The organism is Amycolatopsis lexingtonensis, assembly GCF_014873755.1.
GTDB classification, from domain to species: domain Bacteria; phylum Actinomycetota; class Actinomycetes; order Mycobacteriales; family Pseudonocardiaceae; genus Amycolatopsis; species Amycolatopsis lexingtonensis.
The window spans coordinates 3,369,201-3,385,136 of record NZ_JADBEG010000001.1 but is presented as its reverse complement, the minus strand read 5'-3'; the positions used below and the strand labels follow the sequence as shown (position 1 = coordinate 3,385,136).

18 protein-coding genes are annotated in these 15,936 nt (G+C 71.4%); 10 read left to right on the top strand and 8 right to left on the bottom strand.

Annotated features, from left to right (window positions below; all coding sequences use genetic code 11):
• Positions 1-12: 12 nt before the first annotated feature.
• Together H4696_RS15370 and H4696_RS15365 are read right to left on the bottom strand one after the other, a co-directional pair.
• Positions 13-1,134: a cytochrome P450 gene (locus H4696_RS15370; RefSeq protein ID WP_338078677.1), complete on the bottom strand. Its 1,122-nt coding sequence runs from the start codon at positions 1,132-1,134 to the stop codon at positions 13-15.
• A gap of 165 nt (positions 1,135-1,299) precedes the next feature.
• Complete coding sequence (locus H4696_RS15365) at positions 1,300-1,986, bottom strand: class I SAM-dependent methyltransferase (protein ID WP_086862745.1); 687 nt, start codon at positions 1,984-1,986, stop codon at positions 1,300-1,302.
• 46 nt (positions 1,987-2,032) lie between these two features.
• Between H4696_RS15365 and H4696_RS15360 the strand changes: the two genes are divergently transcribed.
• Positions 2,033-2,449, top strand: coding sequence for a MarR family winged helix-turn-helix transcriptional regulator (locus H4696_RS15360; RefSeq protein ID WP_086862744.1), 417 nt, complete (start codon positions 2,033-2,035; stop codon positions 2,447-2,449).
• Positions 2,450-2,508: 59 nt separating this feature from the next.
• Positions 2,509-3,723 (top strand): L,D-transpeptidase, encoded by a 1,215-nt coding sequence (locus H4696_RS15355; protein WP_086862743.1) that lies wholly within the window; start codon positions 2,509-2,511, stop codon positions 3,721-3,723.
• Between the two features lie 18 nt (positions 3,724-3,741).
• Here the strand turns inward: H4696_RS15355 and H4696_RS15350 are convergent, their stop codons facing one another.
• Positions 3,742-4,674 carry an AraC family transcriptional regulator gene (locus H4696_RS15350; protein ID WP_086862742.1) on the bottom strand — a complete coding sequence of 311 codons (933 nt, stop codon included), beginning with the start codon at positions 4,672-4,674 and terminating at the stop codon, positions 3,742-3,744.
• Between the two features lie 81 nt (positions 4,675-4,755).
• Between H4696_RS15350 and H4696_RS15345 the strand changes: the two genes are divergently transcribed.
• Positions 4,756-5,562, top strand: coding sequence for an NAD(P)H-binding protein (locus H4696_RS15345; protein WP_086862747.1), 807 nt, complete (start codon positions 4,756-4,758; stop codon positions 5,560-5,562).
• 7 nt (positions 5,563-5,569) lie between these two features.
• Here the strand turns inward: H4696_RS15345 and H4696_RS15340 are convergent, their stop codons facing one another.
• The gene (locus tag H4696_RS15340) at positions 5,570-6,175 is read right to left on the bottom strand and encodes a TetR/AcrR family transcriptional regulator (RefSeq protein WP_086862741.1); all 606 of its coding nucleotides are present in this window, start codon (positions 6,173-6,175) and stop codon (positions 5,570-5,572) included.
• Positions 6,176-6,276: 101 nt separating this feature from the next.
• Between H4696_RS15340 and H4696_RS15335 the strand changes: the two genes are divergently transcribed.
• From H4696_RS15335 to H4696_RS15315, 5 genes are all read left to right on the top strand, one after another.
• Positions 6,277-7,410 (top strand): FAD-dependent oxidoreductase, encoded by a 1,134-nt coding sequence (locus tag H4696_RS15335; RefSeq protein WP_225955694.1) that lies wholly within the window; start codon positions 6,277-6,279, stop codon positions 7,408-7,410.
• Positions 7,407-8,048 carry a DUF3159 domain-containing protein gene (locus H4696_RS15330; protein WP_086862739.1) on the top strand — a complete coding sequence of 214 codons (642 nt, stop codon included), beginning with the start codon at positions 7,407-7,409 and terminating at the stop codon, positions 8,046-8,048. The genes H4696_RS15335 and H4696_RS15330 overlap by 4 nt, the downstream gene beginning before the upstream one ends.
• Positions 8,049-8,059: 11 nt before the next feature.
• Positions 8,060-8,260 carry a hypothetical protein gene (locus H4696_RS15325; RefSeq protein WP_143265241.1) on the top strand — a complete coding sequence of 67 codons (201 nt, stop codon included), beginning with the start codon at positions 8,060-8,062 and terminating at the stop codon, positions 8,258-8,260.
• A gap of 14 nt (positions 8,261-8,274) precedes the next feature.
• Positions 8,275-9,024, top strand: a complete 750-nt coding sequence (locus H4696_RS15320; RefSeq protein WP_086862738.1) for a short-chain dehydrogenase/reductase — start codon at positions 8,275-8,277, stop codon at positions 9,022-9,024.
• Between the two features lie 65 nt (positions 9,025-9,089).
• Positions 9,090-9,941 carry an ACT domain-containing protein gene (locus tag H4696_RS15315; protein ID WP_086862737.1) on the top strand — a complete coding sequence of 284 codons (852 nt, stop codon included), beginning with the start codon at positions 9,090-9,092 and terminating at the stop codon, positions 9,939-9,941.
• Here the strand turns inward: H4696_RS15315 and H4696_RS15310 are convergent.
• The 3 genes from H4696_RS15310 to H4696_RS15300 all read right to left on the bottom strand — a co-directional run bounded on the left by H4696_RS15310 (position 9,923) and on the right by H4696_RS15300 (position 12,719).
• On the bottom strand, positions 9,923-10,636 hold the full coding sequence (locus H4696_RS15310; RefSeq protein WP_086862736.1) for a TIGR03943 family putative permease subunit: 714 nt from the start codon (positions 10,634-10,636) through the stop codon (positions 9,923-9,925). The genes H4696_RS15315 and H4696_RS15310 overlap by 19 nt on opposite strands.
• Complete coding sequence (locus H4696_RS15305; RefSeq protein WP_225955693.1) at positions 10,633-11,637, bottom strand: permease; 1,005 nt, start codon at positions 11,635-11,637, stop codon at positions 10,633-10,635. Before H4696_RS15305 ends, H4696_RS15310 begins: the two co-directional genes overlap by 4 nt.
• A gap of 68 nt (positions 11,638-11,705) precedes the next feature.
• On the bottom strand, positions 11,706-12,719 hold the full coding sequence (locus H4696_RS15300) for a LuxR C-terminal-related transcriptional regulator (RefSeq protein ID WP_086862734.1): 1,014 nt from the start codon (positions 12,717-12,719) through the stop codon (positions 11,706-11,708).
• A gap of 136 nt (positions 12,720-12,855) precedes the next feature.
• On the opposite strand from H4696_RS15300, the gene H4696_RS15295 reads away from it, so the two are divergent.
• Positions 12,856-14,778: a putative Ig domain-containing protein gene (locus H4696_RS15295; protein WP_192782328.1), complete on the top strand. Its 1,923-nt coding sequence runs from the start codon at positions 12,856-12,858 to the stop codon at positions 14,776-14,778.
• Positions 14,779-14,826: 48 nt separating this feature from the next.
• On the opposite strand, the gene H4696_RS15290 is transcribed toward H4696_RS15295, so the two are convergent.
• Complete coding sequence (locus tag H4696_RS15290) at positions 14,827-15,525, bottom strand: TetR/AcrR family transcriptional regulator (RefSeq protein ID WP_086865476.1); 699 nt, start codon at positions 15,523-15,525, stop codon at positions 14,827-14,829.
• A gap of 178 nt (positions 15,526-15,703) precedes the next feature.
• Here H4696_RS15290 and H4696_RS15285 point away from each other — a divergent pair, with 178 nt between their 5' ends.
• Complete coding sequence (locus H4696_RS15285) at positions 15,704-15,901, top strand: hypothetical protein (protein WP_086865477.1); 198 nt, start codon at positions 15,704-15,706, stop codon at positions 15,899-15,901.
• The last annotated feature ends 35 nt before the right edge of the window (positions 15,902-15,936 follow it).

The window sequence follows — 15,936 nt, the reverse complement described above, 5'->3', positions numbered from 1 at the left end:
GGGCCCGGCGGGTCAGGCGGGGGTGAACGTCACCGGCAGTGACTCGGGCCCCCGGGTGAACACGCCTCGTTCGGCGGGTGCCGCGCCTTCCGCCAGGCGCAGGTCCGGCATCGCGTCGAGCAGCTGGTTGACACCGACCTCGATCTCGGTCTTGGCCAAGAGCGCGCCGACGCAGAAGTGCCGGCCCAGTGCGAAGGAAAGGTGGCTCGCCGCCGCCGAAAACGCGGTCTCGGTCGGGAGGTCCGTGCGGAAGATGTCGAACGCGCTCGCGTTCGCGAACCGGCGCGGGTCGCGGTTCGCCGCGCCGATCAGGCAGGTCACCGTGCTGCCGGCGGGAATCGTTTGGCCGCCGATCTCGACGTCCGCCGCGGGCTGCCGCATGATCATGTGCACCGGCGGGGTGTGGCGCAGGGTTTCGGCGAACGCTTTCGGGATCAGGGTGCGGTCGGCGCGGACGGCGTCGAGCTGATCGGGGTGCGCCAGCAGGTTGCGGAACAGGCTGGCGATCGCCTTGTCCGTGGTCTCGCCGCCGGCGGCCAGCAGCAGGCTGCAGAAGGCTTTGATGTCTTCGTCGCTCATGCTGGTGCCGTCGACCTCGGCGGCGCAGAGTGCCGAAAGGAGGTCGTCGCCGGGGTTTTCCCGGCGCTCCCGGATGATCGGGATCATGTACGCGGCGAGTTCGTCGTGGGTCTCGAGCCCGGCGGCGGTGATCCGCTCGTCCTGGCTGAGGTTGCCGAGGAAGGCGATGATCGCGCTGTACCAGCGCTGGAACCGGGCGTGGTCGTTCTGGTCCAGCCCGAGCATGTCGACGATGACGTTGATCGGGAAGTGGCGGGCGTAGTCGGTGACGATGTCGGCCGTGCCGCGGTCGCGGAAGGCGTCGATGAGCTGGGCGGAGTTCCGCTCGATCACCGGGCGGAACTTTTCCTCCAGTTCGTTGCCACGGAACGCGGGCGCCACCAGCGCGCGGCGGATGGCGTGCTCGCGGCCGCTCATCTGGAGGATCGTGCGCCCGTGCACGGGTTCCAGCTGCCAGCCGTAGTTGTCGGTGGTGAACGTGCTCTCCTTGAAGGCGCGAGACACATCGTCGTACCGCGAAACGATGTAGCTCTGCATTCCTTCGTGCCAGAGCACGGGCGAATGTTCGAGCATGAAGTCATAAGCGGAATAGGGATCGGCGGCAAACTCCGGTGACAAGATGTCAGGTGCGTGCCCTGCTGAAGTCACGGGACTCCTTCGCTCGGCGATGAAGTCCTCAGGCTATCCGGGATGGTTGACACCGCCAAGGTGGTCGTCCGGTCAGGACAAGTGCGCCGACAGCAGCCAGGCGGGTACCGACTTGCGGCCGTCGCCCTCGTCGCGGACGTCGCTGCCGGCGAAGTCCGCGAAGCCGGGGAAGCCGTCGGGGACGTTGGCGTGGATGCGGGCCGGCCGGATCTCGTCGATCGTCCAGTACGCGCCCACCACCTCCCGTAGTTCCTCCGCGGAGACCGGGTTGACCTTGTCCGAGGGCACGGTCGCGCTGTCGAACACCAGCACGAAGTAGGACGCGCCGGGCGCCGCGGCGCGCACGATCGACTCCTGGTAGGGCCGGCGCAGCTCGACCGGCATCGAGTGGAACAGGGTGCTGTCGACGATGGTGCCGAACCGGCCGTCGTAGCCGGTGAAGGTGCTGATGTCGGCGACCGCGAAGCCGGCGTTGGCCAAGCCGCGCTTGGCGGCTTCCTCCCGGGCGAGCGAGATCGCGGTCGGCGACTGGTCCAGACCGACGGTCGTGAAACCCCGCTCGGCGAGGTGGAGCGACGTCGCGCCCTCACCGCAGCCGGCGTCGAGAACCTCACCGTGGAACGCGCCCGCGTCGATGAGCGCGGCGATCTCGGGTTGCGGTTCGCCGATGCTCCACGGGGGCCGGAATCCCTGGCCCATCTCAGGAGCCTGGCCGCGGTAGGCGGATTCGAACAACGCGTCGCCGGTCGAGTTCGTCATGCACCTGAGGATGTCAACCCGGTTGATATATGTCAACATGGTTGACATGGAAGGACTCCGGGACGAGCCGCTCGGCTACCTGCTGCACCGGGTCACCGCGGCCTTGCGCGCCGAGGTGGCCACCGCCGTGCTCGAGCCGGCGGAGCTGGCGGCGCCCGAGTACCTCTGCCTGCGGATGCTGGCGCAGGCGCCGAAGTCCAACGCCCAGCTGGCCCGCGAGGCCCAGGTGTCGCCGCAGGCGATGAACAAGGTGGTTCGCGAGCTGCAGGATCGCGGCCTGGTGACGCGACCCGCCACGGTGCCGTCCGGGAGGTCATTGCCCGCCACGCTGACGCGCGAAGGCGTGACCCTGCTCGCGCGCCTCGACCCCGCGGTGGCCGAAGCCGAGGACCGGGTCCTGGCCAAACTCGGCGAAAAGGACCGGCGCGAGCTCCGGAGGCTCCTCGTCGCGGTCGGCCGGTGAACGGAGATCGGATCGTGACACAACGGGGTGGCGGTTCGGACGTCTGAGGGATCGTGAGAATGATCCGTATCGCCGGGCTCGGCTTGGCCGGCTTGGTGCTGGCCGCGTGTAGTGGGCAGACCGAAACCGCGGGGACGGCGCTAGCGGCCGGTGCGCCCGCGGCGGCCGGGATGACAAGCGTGCCCGGGGTGCCGGCCGCGACCGTGGCGTTCGTGCCCGCGGGCGAGGACCAGCTGAGCCCGAAGGACCCGATCGTCGTCAAGGCCGCGGGCGGCACGTTGCAGGCGGTCGCGGTCACCAACCCGCAGACCGGCAACGCCGTCAAGGGCGGGCTTTCGCCGGACAAGACGACGTGGACCAGCGACGACCACCTCCGGTACGGGGCCACCTACCAGGTGGTCGCCACGGCGGTGAACGCGGCGGGCGCGGCGACCGAACAGCGCGGCGAAGTGCACACGCTCAAGCCCGCCGGAGTCGCCACGCCGTCGCTCTCCCAGCCGCCGTCGGGCGATGTCGGTGTCGGCCTGGTCCTCGGCCTGAAGTTCGACCACGACATCACCGACAAGGCCGCGGTGGAGAAGTCCCTCAAGGTGACCTCCTCGCCGGCCCAGGGCGGTGGCTGGTACTGGGTGGGCAAGCGCGAGGTGCACTTCCGGCCCCAGGAGTACTGGAAGGCCGGGTCGACGGTGAAGCTGGAGACCACGACCTTCGGCATGCCGATCGGCGGTGGCGTGTACGGCGGGCAGGACGTCTCGGCCAGCTACAAGGTCCACGACTCCTGGATCGCCAAGGCGGACGGCAAAACGCACCAGATCAAGGCGTTCCACAACGGGGAGCTGGTGAAGACCGCGCCGATCAGCATGGGCAAGACCGTCGACACCCCGCCGCGGGGCCCGACGCCGACCTTCAACGGCACCCACACGGTGCTGGGGAAGGAAGAACACAAGATCATGGACTCCTGCAGCTACGGCGTGTGCGAGGGGGACCCCGGCTACTACAACGCACCGGAGAACTGGAACGTCCGGATCTCCAACGACGGCGAATACCTGCACGAGAACTTGAAGACGGTGGGCGTGCAGGGGAGTGCCAACGTCTCCAACGGCTGCCTCAACATGAACACCGAGAACGCCAAGTGGTTCTTCGACAACTTCAACGTCGGCGACGTCGTCGAGATCACCAACTCGGGCGGTCCGCAGCTGTCGATCAACAACGGCCACGGGGACTGGGCCATCAGCTGGAGCGCCTGGCAGGCCGGTAGCGCTTTGCACGGTTGAGCCCTGAGCGCGCCTCGGTCACGGACCGGGAGTCACCCGGCCGCGGCGCCAGTCCGAGGGGCTGGCGCCGCGGACGCGTTTGAAGGCGACGCTGAAGGCGAACGGGTCGTCGTACCCGACCGCGCGGGCGACGGTGGCGACGGTGTCTTCGGTGTCGCGCAACAGGTCCGCGGCAAGCGTCATCCGCCAGCCGGTCAGGTAGGTCAGCGGCGGCTCGCCGACCAGCCGGGCGAAGCGTGCGGCGAACGCGGCGCGCGACAGGCCGGCCCGGACGGCCAACTCGGCGACCGTCCACCGGTGCGCCGGCTCGGTGTGCAGCAAGCGCAGGGCTTCGCCGACGCCGGCGTCGCTCAACGCGCGGTACCAGGCGGGCGACGGCTCCAGCCGGGCGCACCAGCCGCGCAGTGCCAGCACGAGCACCAGGTCCAGCAGCCGTCGGAGCACGGCGTCCTGGCCGGGCTCGTCGCGGGCCACCTCGGCGGCGAGCAGGTCCAGCGCGCCACGGGTCCGCGGCCCGGCGGGCACCACCGCCACCGGCGGGAGCATGCCGAGCAGCCGTTCCGCGGCGGCGCCGTGGAGTTCGTAAGCGCCGCGGAGCATGGTCGTGGCCCCGGGCTCGCCGCCGCCGTACGTGCGCGGCGACCGGTTCTTCACCCGCTCCGCGCCGGGGACCGGATACTTCTTCGTCCCGCGGATCACCAGCTGCGGCGGGGTGCCCGGGGCGTCGGCGATGGTGTACGCGGACGTGGTGATCAGCGCGAGGTCCCCGGCGGCGAGACGCACCGGCGCGGCGTCGCCGACGCGCAGTGACGCGTGCCCGCCGAGCGTGGCCACCAGCGTGAGCGGCGGGGCGTCGGCGAAGGCCAGCGACCACGGCGGCCGCTGGATCAGCTGCCGGACCAGCGCGTGGCCGGCATGGGCCCGGTCCAGCAGGTCGCTGAGGACGTCCATCTCGGCACTGTAGACGCTGACAAAGGTATCGGCGATTTTCACCCATGGATCGTCTCGCCGTCAGCGAGTTGGCTTATGGGCATGCCCACCACCTTGATTCTCGGCGGCACCGGCAAGACCGGTTGCCGCATCGCCCGCAGGCTCGGCGCCGCCGCCCGGGTCGGCTCCCGCACCCGGGGCTTCGACCTCGCCGACCCGGCGACCTGGGCCGCCGCCTTGGCCGGTGTCACGGCCGTCTACCTCGTGGAACCGAACCTGGGCGGCGGGGACCGGCTCCCGCGGTTCGTGGCCGAAGCGGTCTCGGCGGGCGCCCGCCGGCTCGTGCTGCTGTCCGCCCCGCGTGCCGGCGAAGCCGAGCATCCATTGCACGCCGCCGAGGAAGCAGTCCGCGGCTGCGGCGCGGGCTGGACCGTCCTGCGCCCGAACTGGTTCGCGCAGAACTTCAGCGAGGGCCCGTGGGCGGCCGGCATCCGCGACGGCGTGCTGACCCTCCCGGCCGGCGAAGGACGAGCTCCGTTCGTCGACGCCGAGGACATCGCCGAGGTCGCCGCCGCAGCGCTCACCGACGACCGGCACCACGGCCGGGTCTACGAGCTGACCGGGCCGCGAGCAGTCGGCTTCGCGGAAGCGACCGCACTCATCGCGCGGGCCACCGGCCGGAAGATCGACTACCTCGACGTCGCCCCGGAGGCCTTCGTCGAGCGGCAAATCCGTTACGGCGTCCCGGAAAACGTGGCGAACCTGCTCACCGGGCTGCTGGTCGATCTCCGCGACGGCCGCGGCGCCGAGCTCGCCGACGGTGTCCAGCGTGCCCTCGGCCGCCCGCCGCGGTCGTTCGAGGACTTCGTCGCGACCACCTGGCCACACCGGAACGAAGCGGGCGCATGACTCGCGCTCAAGACGGTGCCGTTCGCCCGGTCAGGCAGTGTTGCACGAGCGGGCCGAACGTGATGGCCAGCTCGTCGACGGAGGCCGACGCGATCGGCTCGACGCGGACGATGTACCGGGCCACCGCGAGACCCAGGATCTGGACGTTGACCATACTCGCCCGCAGCACGGCGTCCGGTGTGCCGAGCAGGGCCGCGAGCCGGCCGGTGATCTCCCGGTCGATGAATTCGCGCAGCAGCGCTTCGGATTGCGCGTCGGTCGGCGCCGACCTGGTCAGCATCACCAGCGGGGGGCGGTCGGACTTGTCGAGGTTTTCCACGAGGGTCCGGACGATGCGTTCGCCCATGGTGCCGAGGTCGCCGGTGAAGATCGACTCGATGGCCGGCGGGACGGTGCCCGGCATGTCGATCACGGCGCTGAACAGGCCTTGCTTGGTGCCGAAGAAGTAGAACACCATCGCGGGGTCGACTTCCGCCGCGGTCGCGATGGCGCGCACGGTCGTACCGCCGTAGCCGTGCTGGCCGAACAGCTCGCGGGCGGCCCGCAGGATCCGCTGTTTGCTCTCCGCGCCGGAGCGCCAGCGTCCGGGGCGGTGGGTGTCGTGGTCTGTCATGACCACCGAAGCCTAACACCTTTCTTCATCACTCGGTGGAGTTTTGGCCGGACCCGCCGTACGGTGGTCTTCACCAAGCGATGAAGAATGGGGATGGCGCGATGAGAGTGGTTGTGGTCGGCGCGGGTCTCGGCGGGCTGACGCTGGCTCACGGGTTGCGCCGGGCGGGGATCGACGTCGCGGTGTACGAGCGGGACGGTGCGCTGGGCCGTCCGCAGGGCATCAGCCTGCACCTCGACGACCGGGGCGCTTCGGGGCTGCGGGCGTGCCTGCCGCCGGCGCATGTCGCGATGCTGACGGCCACCACGGGCGGACCGCGTGAGCGGACCCTCACGCTGTCCGAAGTGGACGGAGAACTCACCGTCGCGGGCGCTCAGCCGTCCGACGGGGTGGCGGGACGGCCGCGGCCCGGCCGGCAGGTCCACCGGCCGTTGCTGTGGGCGGTGTTGCTGACCGAACTGGACGACGTGGTGCGATTCGGGGCGGAGTTCACGCGGTTCGAGCGGCGCGCCGACGGCACCGTCCGGGTGTGGTTCGCCGACGGCACAACGGACACCGCGGACGTATTGGTCGGCGCGGACGGCGTCGGTTCGGCGGTTCGCCGCGGGTATCTGCCCGACGTGCGGGTCGTGGATACGGGACGCCGCACGATCATGGGCGCGACTCCGCTGCGGGCCGTGGCCGGCACCGGGCTGCCCGGCCTGATCGGCGACAGCCCCGCCAGCGTGCGGGTGCGCGGCACGATGATGGTGTTCGGCGTGCTGCGGTTCACCGAGTCTCCCGTGGCCGCGCGGCAACAGTGGCTGCCTGCCTTGCGTTCCAGTGCGGTCGCCGGGATCGAGGACTACGTGATGTGGGCCCTGCCCATTACGCGGGAGCAGCTCGGATCGCCGGTGGCGGTGGGGCGCCGGGCCGAGGAGCTGACCGCGGACCTGCCCTCGGTCCTGCGAACCATCGTCGCCGAGGCGTGGCCGGACGTCACGGTCGCGCTGCGCGGCGGCACCATCCCGCCGATGCCCGCCTGGCCGCCCGGTCCGGTGACGGTCATCGGCGACGCCATCCACCTGGCCCCGGGCTTCGGCGGCAACCTGGCCATCCAGGACGCGCACCGCCTCTGCCAGGCACTGGCCGAGGCGCATCGCGGCCGGCTCGGCCTGCTCGACGCGATCGGCGCCTACGAGGAGACCATGCGCCGCAACGGTTTCGCGTCCGTCACGGCGAAGGCGACCGCATGAGCTTCGGCATGCTCACTCAGAAGTCCCTGTCGTTGTTCAGTGCCGTCGGCGGTTGGCGCACCGTCGCCGAAAGCGTCGCGTCGCGGGCCCTGTTCCTCGTCGCGTACCTGCTGACCGGGCAGGTGCTGACTTCCGCGCTGATCGCGGTCGGTGGCGTGGTGGCCTTCGCCGTGGTGCGGCTGTGCACCACCGGCAAGGTCTGGCAGCCGGTGGTCGGGCTGCTCGTGGTCGGGGTGTCCGCACTGCTGGCCGGGGGCACCGGGAACGCGGCCGACTTCTACCTCACCTCCGTCCTCTGGCAGGCCGTCGGCGGCGCGCTGTTCCTGGTGTCCATCCTGGTGCGGTGGCCGGTCATCGGGCTGGTGATCGGCACCGCGCGCGGTGAACGCGCCGCCTGGCGGCGAGATCGCCGGGAGCGGCGGCGCTATTACGCGTGCACGGCGATCTTCCTGGCGAAGTACGCCATCGCCGTGGCCGTGCTGGTGCCGCTGTACCTGGCCGAATCGGTGGTCCCGCTCGGCATCGCCGCCACGCTGCTGGGCGGTGCGCCGGCGCTGGGCGTCTGCGTCTACCTGAGCTGGCGGATCCTGCGCACGGCTCCACAGGCCACCGTGTGTCACGCGTCGAAAGTTGGTTGACGCTCGGGGCCATGCGCCCCAATGTGGCGTTCGGTGCGTCCAGCGCACCCAATGTGGCGTTCGGTGCGTCAGACGCAACCAACGCCACATTGGGGCGCTTGAGCCGCGGCGCTGTCAACGAACCTCGGACGCGCGATCACGCCATCACGAAGATCTTTCCGCGCATCGCCGAGACTGGTACCGCGAAGGACGTGCTGGCCGCGACGAGCTGAACGGAACGGGACCGATGGATCTGCACCTCAAGGGGAAACGCGCGCTGGTCACCGGCGCCTCGAAAGGCATCGGCGTGGCGATCGCCGAGACGCTGGCCGCCGAAGGGTGCGACCTGCACCTGGCCGCGCGCAACGGGGAAGCGCTGGACAACCACGCCCGCAGGCTGCGGGAGAACCACGGCGTGGCGGTGACCACCCACGCCGTCGACCTGCGGGTCCCCGCCGCCCTCGAGCAACTCGCCGAGGCCGCCGGCGACGCCGACATCCTGGTCAACAACGCCGGGGACATCCCGGCCGGCACGCTCGACGACGTCGGTCCCGACCGGTGGCGGCACGCGTGGGACCTGAAGGTCCTCGGCTACATCGACCTCGTCCGGCTCGTGTACCCGCGGCTTCGCGACCGGGGCCACGGCGTGATCGTCAACGTCATCGGCACCGGCGGCGAACGGCCGACCGCCGGGTACATCGCCGGCGGGGCGGGCAATGCGGCCCTGATGGCGTTCACCAAGGCGCTCGGCGGGGAAGGCCCGCGCCACGGGGTGCGGGTGGTCGGCGTGAACCCCGGCCCGGTGGCCACCGAGCGGATCACCACGATGCGCGCCGCGAACGCCGACCTCGACGCGAGCTTCGCCTCGCTGCCCTCGGGGCGCATCGCCGAGCCGCAGGAGGTCGCGGACCTGGTGGCGTTTCTGGCGTCCGGGCGCGCCGGCTACATCAGCGGCACCATCGTCACCATCGACGGCGGTCTGACGGCGGCGCGCTGATGCCGTTAACTGAATCGTGACAGGGCGGCGAGGCCGGGGTAAAAGAGGACGCTGATGCTGTCCGCATGACCGATGCCGAGGTACAGCCGAAGAGCGCCAAGCGAGCGAGGACCTCGATGGGCCGGGAGCTGATCGAGCTCGCGGCCCTGTTCATCGCCACGGGGGTCGCCGACCTGTTCGTCAGCACCTTGTCGCACAACCGGGTCGGGCCGGTGGTGCTGTTCGCGCTGGGCGGGCTCCTGATCGCCACCGTCGCGTGGCGCCGGTGGGCGCACCGTCCGCGACCGGAGCCCGCACGCGGCACCGGGGGAGTACACCCACCGGAAACCGGGACGGCGTGGCGGATCCGCGCCACCGTGCGCGACGTGCCCGGGAGCCTGGCGGGCGTGACCGCGGCCCTGGCCGCGCACCGCTACGACATCGTCTCGTTGCAGGTGCTCGCCGTCCCGGACGGTGTCGTGGACGAATTCCTCGTCCGCACACGGGAATCCGTGCGCGCGGCGGACATCGCCGAGGTGACCGAGCTGGGCGGGGGCCGGGACGTCCGGGTCGTCCCGGCGGACGTGCACGAGTTCGTCGATCTGCCCACCCGCCTGCTGACGATCGCGGCCCAGGCGGCCGAGCCGGAAGCCGGCCTGGCCCAGCTGCTCCGGGCCGTGCTGGGCGAGTGCGCCGTCGAACGCACCTCACCCGGCGGGCGCACCGGAAAAGCGACGGCGGACGGCATCGGCACCACGACGATGCGGCTGGCGGACCCCGACGGCGACGTGGTCGTGACCAGGCCGCTGCTGCCGTTCACGCCGCCGGAGCTGGCCAGGGCCCGGGCCGTCCTCGACCTCCACCGCCGGCTCGCCGGGACCGCGGCCCCCGAGTCCGATGTGGAGGTTCCGCGGCAGGGTCATGGACTCGGGGCGTAGCCGAGGCCTTCGTACGGATCCGCCGGCGGCGCCACCGGATTCGCCTGTTCGACGGTGATGAACGGGATGGTCCCGTCGTTGGCGGGGTCCTTGGCCTGCTGGGCGGTGTAGGTGCCGGTGATTTCGAGCCAGGAGTCGGGTCGCAGCACGGGCGGGACCTGCCCGGTGAGGCCGACCTTGACCGGCTGGGCGTCCGCGGCGCAGCAGCTGAGCAGCATCCGCACCAGCAAAGGAGCACCGGACCGGTCGAAGGCGACGAAGCCGGTGAGCACGACGCGCCGCCCGGCGAGCGACTGCCCGTGGTCGTAGACCGCGCGGTCGGCGTAGTCGATCACGCCGAGCCGGACCGGGTTCCCGGCGGGCAGCGCGGGCAGGGCCAGGGGCGGGGTCAGCGCGGTGCCGGCGCGCATGGCGCTGTAGGAGCCCAGTGCCGGCGGCGCGGCCAGGACGAGGGCGAAGACGGGCAGCACGAGCAGCCACGCGACTCGCGGCGTGCGGTGGGCGCCGGCGCGTCCCCGGCGCCAGCCGTACCAGACGGTGGCGGCGGCCGCGGCGATCAGCACGACGCCGGCGCCGAGCACCAGCGGCTGCAGCCCCGCCTTGATGTAGCGCAGGTAGAGGCCGGTCAGCCCGGCGTGCAGCAGCACCCCGCCGAGCAGGAACAGCACGATCGCCTGCGCCGCCCGGCTGTTCACAGCAGCACCGCCCCGGTCACGGCCGCGATGGCCACCGCGACGGCGAAGGTCGCCGGCGCGAACCGGAGCGCGAACCCGCGGCCGAACGTAGCGGCCTGCATGCCGAAGAGCTTCAGGTCGATCATCGGCCCGACCACCAGGAACACCAGCCGCGCCGTCAGCGAGAACTGGGTCAGCGACGACGCGACGAACGCGTCGGCCTCCGAGCAGATCGACAGCACCACCGCCAGGACGGCCAGCACCAGGACCGCCACGACCGGGTCGGCGGCCGCGGCGTGCAGCCAGCCGGCCGGCACGACCGCCTTCAGCGTGGCCGCGGCCATCGCGCCGGCGACGAGGAAGCCACCGGCGTGCAACACGTCGTGCCGGACCGAACCCCAGAACGCCGCCCCCTTGCCGGCTCCCTCGGCCGACGTGTGCGCCCGCGGACGCAGCCAGTCCGCGCGGCCCAGCCGCTGCCACAGCCAGCCCATCACGCACGCCACGAGCAGGCTCGCCGTGAACCGGGCGACGACCATCCCCGGCCGGCCGGGGAACGCGACGGCGGTGGCCGTCAGCACGACCGGGTTGATCGCCGGCGCCGAGAGCAGGAACGCCAGCGCGGCCGCGGGCGTGACCCCGCGGCGCACCAGGGCACCGGCGACCGGCACGGACGCGCATTCGCACCCGGGCAGGACCGCCCCCGCCAGCCCGGCCGCCGGCACCGCGAGCACCGGCCGCTTCGGGAACGCGCGGCTGAAGAACGACGGCGGCACGAACACCGCGAGCCCGGCTGAGAGCAGCACCCCGACGACGAGGAACGGCAGCGCCTGGACGACCACCGCCACGAACACGGTCAGCCAGCTCTGCATCGCCGGCGTGGCCAAGGCTCCGCGGACCGGTCCCTGCAAGAGGAAACCCGCGAGCACGACGAGCGTGAGGACGAGGACCGGATCGAAGTTCCAGCCCGCCCGCTTGCCCGGACCCGGCGGAGTTGTCCGGTTTTCTTCGGTGACAGTCAAGGGGATCTCCTCACACCCACATGACATTCCACGAACGAGCGCCGCGCCTGGTTCACCGGGCGGACGGCTCAGACCGGCACCGACCGGATCGGCGTCGCGCGGGGCCGGCCGGGGCCGGAGATCCAGTCGTTGCGGGTGGCGTGCAGGGCCAGCTGGAACCGGTTGGCCGCGCCGGTGCGGGCCATCAGGTTCTCGAGGTAGCGGAACATCGTCCGCCTGCTCACCCCGAGCACGCGGGCGACCTGGTCGTCGGTGAGACCGGCGGCGAGCAGGCCCAGCAGCCGTCGTTCGCTGGGCCGGATCGGGGAACCGGAGCCGTCGTCGGCCAGGCCGAGCGGCAGGGCGACCTGCCAGCACATGTCGAACAACCCGGCCAGTGCGTCGAACAAGCCGCACGGGCGGATCAGCAGCACCGTGCGGTCCACGCCGGACAGCACCGCGCAGTCGTCGTCGATGATCAGCAGCTTGACCGGCACCTCCGGGAGGATCCGGGCTTCTTCGCCCAGTTTCCCGCACGGCAGGATGTTTTCCGCGACGTACTCGGGCCGTTCCAGCGCGGACCGCCCGTAGACGGCGCGGTACCGGACGCCGCGGGCGAGGTTCTCCAGCTCGATCTCGTTGGCGTCCGCGTCGGCGTAGTACGGCGGCGAATCCAGCCCGCGGACCTCCGTCCGCGCGGCCCGCTCGAGCCGCCGGACGCGCTCGGCCGCCACGGTTCCGCTGACCACCTCGATCATCGAGCCGTCGTGGTCGCCGCCCGCCGACCGGCGGCTCTGCTCGTAGACGCGCGTCACCGCCAGCCGGGCCCTGGCGAGTTCGGTCTCGCGTGCCCGGCTCAGCACTTCCAGCACGGGTTCCGGCCGGAGCGCCGAAACCGGCGAGCCGGGTCCGTCGACGGCACCGGCGAGGCCCACCTCGGCCAGCACGTCGAGCAGACGGCGGACCTCGCCGGGCTCGCGGCCGGTGTCGGCGACGAGTTGCTCGACGGGAACGGGGCCCGACGAAAGTAGGCCGAGATAGATTTCGGCTTCGTCCGGTTTGAGGCCGAGAGTCACCAGATGGCCAGTTGTTTCGGGGACCATTCGGGGGCACCTCCACCGGACGAGCCGACACCATTGCGCCACTGGCACCAGTGCGTCACCACCAGGGCTGAACGAACTGTAGACAACGGGACACCGGCATCCCATCGCCGTTCGTAGGAAATTCCCTGGAGGGATCGTGTCCCGTTCAGCTCGAAGAATCCTCGCCTTGGCCGGCTTCGCGGCCTTGGCACTGACCGCCCCGGCACTGCCCGCCGTGGCCGCGCCGTCCACCGCGCACCCGACCGCCCGCGTCTGCGCCCAGGACGTGCGGCCCGGCATGGCAACGTGTTTCGCCGAACGGCAGACCGACACCATGCGCGCCACGCTTTCCCCGAACGCGCTGCCCGGCGGATTCGGCCCCACGGACCTGCGCGCGGCCTACAACCTCACCGCCGGCGGGAGCGCGTCGGCCACCGTGGCCATTGTGGACTCCAACGACGACCCGAACGCCGAATCGGACCTCGCGGCCTATCGGTCCACCTACGGGCTGCCCGCCTGCACCACCGCGAACGGCTGCTTCAAGAAAGTCAACGAAAACGGCCAAACCAGTCCATTGCCGACCGCGGATTCGGGCTGGGCGGGAGAAATCTCCCTCGACGTCGACATGGTTTCGGCGATCTGCCCGAATTGCCACATCCTGCTCGTCGAGGCGAACCAGCCGAGCATGGCGGACCTCGGCACGGCGGTGAACACCGCCGTGTCCCTGGGCGCGAAGTTCGTCTCCAACAGCTACGGCGGCGGTGAGGACGGCAGCGAGAACTCCTACGACTCCAGCTACTTCCACCACCCCGGCGTCGCGATCACGGCGAGCACCGGCGACAGCGGCTACGGCATCAGCTACCCGGCGTCGTCGCAGTACGTCACCGCCGTCGGCGGGACTTCCTTGAGCCGCAACAGCAGCACGCGCGGCTGGGGCGAGACGGCGTGGAGCGGCGCGGGCAGCGGCTGCTCGGGCTCGGTGGCCAAGCCGTCGTTCCAGAACGTCACCACCGGCTGCGCCATGCGCGCGGTCGCCGACGTCTCGGCGGTGGCCGACCCGCAGACCGGCGTCGCGGTGTACCAGACCTACGGCGGCAGCGGCTGGGCCGTGTACGGCGGCACCAGCGCGTCGGCGCCGATCATCGCGTCGGTGTACGCCCTCGCCGGCACGCCCGGCTCGTCCGACACCCCCGGTGCCTACCCGTACTCGCACACCGGCAACCTGTACGACGTCACCTCCGGCAGCAACGGAAGCTGCTCGGTCGCGGTGCAGTGCAAGGCGGGCGCGGGCTGGGACGGCCCGACCGGGCTCGGCACCCCCAACGGCACCGCGGCCTTCACCGGCGGCAGCGGCCCCGGCCCCGTCACGGCGGCCAACCCGGGCAGCCAGAACGGGGTCGTCGGCACCGCGGCGAGCCTGCAGCTGTCCGCGTCCGGCGGCAGCGGCGGCTACACCTGGACCGCCAGTGGCCTGCCCGCCGGGCTGTCGATCAGCTCGGGCGGCCTGATCTCCGGCACCCCGACCACCGCCGGCACGTACTCGGTCACCGCCACCGCCAAGGACTCCTCCGGAGCCACCGGCAGCACCACCTTCACCTGGACGATCAGCCCGACCGGCGGCGGTGGCTGCTCCGGCCAGAAGCTGGGCAACCCCGGGTTCGAGAGCGGAACCAGCCCGTGGACCGCGTCCAGCGGGGTCGTCAGCACGTCGTCCAGCGGTGAAGCGCCCCACGGCGGCACCTACCTCGCCTACCTCGACGGCTACGGCAGCACGCACACGGACACGCTGTCGCAGTCGGTGAGCATCCCCGCGGGCTGCCACGCGACCCTGACCTACTACCTGCACGTCGACACCGCCGAAACCACCACCACGACGGCGTACGACAAGCTCACGGTCAAGGCCGGGTCCACGACGCTCGCGTCGTATTCGAACCTCAACCAGGCGACCGGCTACCAGCTGCGCACCGTCGACGTCTCGGCGTTCGCCGGGCAGACGGTGACGCTGACCTTCACCGGCACCGAGGACTCGTCCCTGCAGACGTCGTTCTGCGTCGACGACACCGCGTTGACGCTGAGCTGACCGAAACCGCGGAAGGCCGTCCCGGGCACCGGGGCGGCCTTCTCCGGTTCAGCGCGGCTGCGGTGGCGGTGGCGGCAGCGGAAGATCCGGGTCGATCTCGATCCCGGCGGTGCGGAGCGAATCGTCGAGGATGTGCCAGATCCAGCGGGTGAGCATGCCGGAGAGCTGCGCCTTCGTGATCCCGAGCGGGGCCTCGAGCCATTGCGCGGCGCAGGAATCGACGAGACCGACGACACCGAAGGAGAGGACGGTGGCGACGCGGGCGTCGAGCTCGAACATCGTCAGGTAGTACTCGAAAACCTGGGTCAGCTGGCGCGCGATGACGGTTTTGACGTCGGCGATCGCGTCCTCGCCCTCGCGGCGGCCGATCTGGGAGTGCAGGATCAGGTAGCGGTACAGGTTGCCGTGTTCGGCGAGCCAGCCGGTGTGGGCGTCGACGGCGGCGGAGATCATCTGCATGGCGCTGCCCTGCGGCTCCCACACCGGCCGCAACGACACGATGATCTGCTCGGTGGCCCGGTCGGCGATCGCTCGCGTCAGGTCGGCCGCGTCGTCGAATTGCCGGTACAGCTGCGGGCGGGCCACGCCGGCCGCGTCGGCGATGTGTGCGGCCGACACGTGCGGGCCGTGTTCGGCGATCGCCCGCAGGGCGGCGTCGACGAATTCGCGGCGACGGCGCTCCCGCTGCCCGGCCCAGCGCGCCGCCCGGCCGTCGCCGGAGCTGGTGCCCGCTCTGGATGACGTCACTTCGCGAAGCGTACCGGGTGGCCATTACGGGCTACGCTTCTGTAACTGTTACTTTGTGCGCTCACAAATCACCGAGAGTGCAAGCGGCGCAAATGATCACGGAGTAGGCGATGGACGATTCCACGGACGACGACCACCTGCCGGATCGGTGGTCGCCCGCCGATTTGCGGGAACGCCGATGAACGATGTGGACACTCACGGCGGCTCGGTGCGGCGTCCGGCAACCCCCATCTTCGACCGGCTGCTCGCCGAGGCTGGCCTGTCCTGGGTTGACGCCGTGCCCGCGGCGAGCGGGGAGCAGAGCGAACTGCCCCACTCGAACGGGTGGTTTTGCACGGACGAAGCCAAGGCCGAGCCGCCGAGCGGCCACCCCTGAGGGTTAGCTCATCCGGTGGATCTCTCGCCACCCTT

What these genes read in the sequence shown, in the direction of transcription:
- H4696_RS15300 (WP_086862734.1), bottom strand. Translation starts at nt 12,719, where the DNA reads ATGGTCCCCGAAACAACTGGCCATCTGGTGACTCTCGGCCTCAAACCG.
- H4696_RS15340 (WP_086862741.1), bottom strand. Translation starts at nt 6,175, where the DNA reads ATGACAGACCACGACACCCACCGCCCCGGACGCTGGCGCTCCGGCGCG.
- H4696_RS15365 (WP_086862745.1), bottom strand. Translation starts at nt 1,986, where the DNA reads ATGACGAACTCGACCGGCGACGCGTTGTTCGAATCCGCCTACCGCGGC.
- H4696_RS15330 (WP_086862739.1), top strand. Translation starts at nt 7,407, where the DNA reads ATGAGCTTCGGCATGCTCACTCAGAAGTCCCTGTCGTTGTTCAGTGCC.
- H4696_RS15355 (WP_086862743.1), top strand. Translation starts at nt 2,509, where the DNA reads ATGATCCGTATCGCCGGGCTCGGCTTGGCCGGCTTGGTGCTGGCCGCG.
- H4696_RS15350 (WP_086862742.1), bottom strand. Translation starts at nt 4,674, where the DNA reads ATGGACGTCCTCAGCGACCTGCTGGACCGGGCCCATGCCGGCCACGCG.
- H4696_RS15320 (WP_086862738.1), top strand. Translation starts at nt 8,275, where the DNA reads ATGGATCTGCACCTCAAGGGGAAACGCGCGCTGGTCACCGGCGCCTCG.
- H4696_RS15315 (WP_086862737.1), top strand. Translation starts at nt 9,090, where the DNA reads ATGACCGATGCCGAGGTACAGCCGAAGAGCGCCAAGCGAGCGAGGACC.
- H4696_RS15345 (WP_086862747.1), top strand. Translation starts at nt 4,756, where the DNA reads ATGCCCACCACCTTGATTCTCGGCGGCACCGGCAAGACCGGTTGCCGC.
- H4696_RS15285 (WP_086865477.1), top strand. Translation starts at nt 15,704, where the DNA reads ATGAACGATGTGGACACTCACGGCGGCTCGGTGCGGCGTCCGGCAACC.
- H4696_RS15335 (WP_225955694.1), top strand. Translation starts at nt 6,277, where the DNA reads ATGAGAGTGGTTGTGGTCGGCGCGGGTCTCGGCGGGCTGACGCTGGCT.
- H4696_RS15360 (WP_086862744.1), top strand. Translation starts at nt 2,033, where the DNA reads ATGGAAGGACTCCGGGACGAGCCGCTCGGCTACCTGCTGCACCGGGTC.
- H4696_RS15325 (WP_143265241.1), top strand. Translation starts at nt 8,060, where the DNA reads ATGCGCCCCAATGTGGCGTTCGGTGCGTCCAGCGCACCCAATGTGGCG.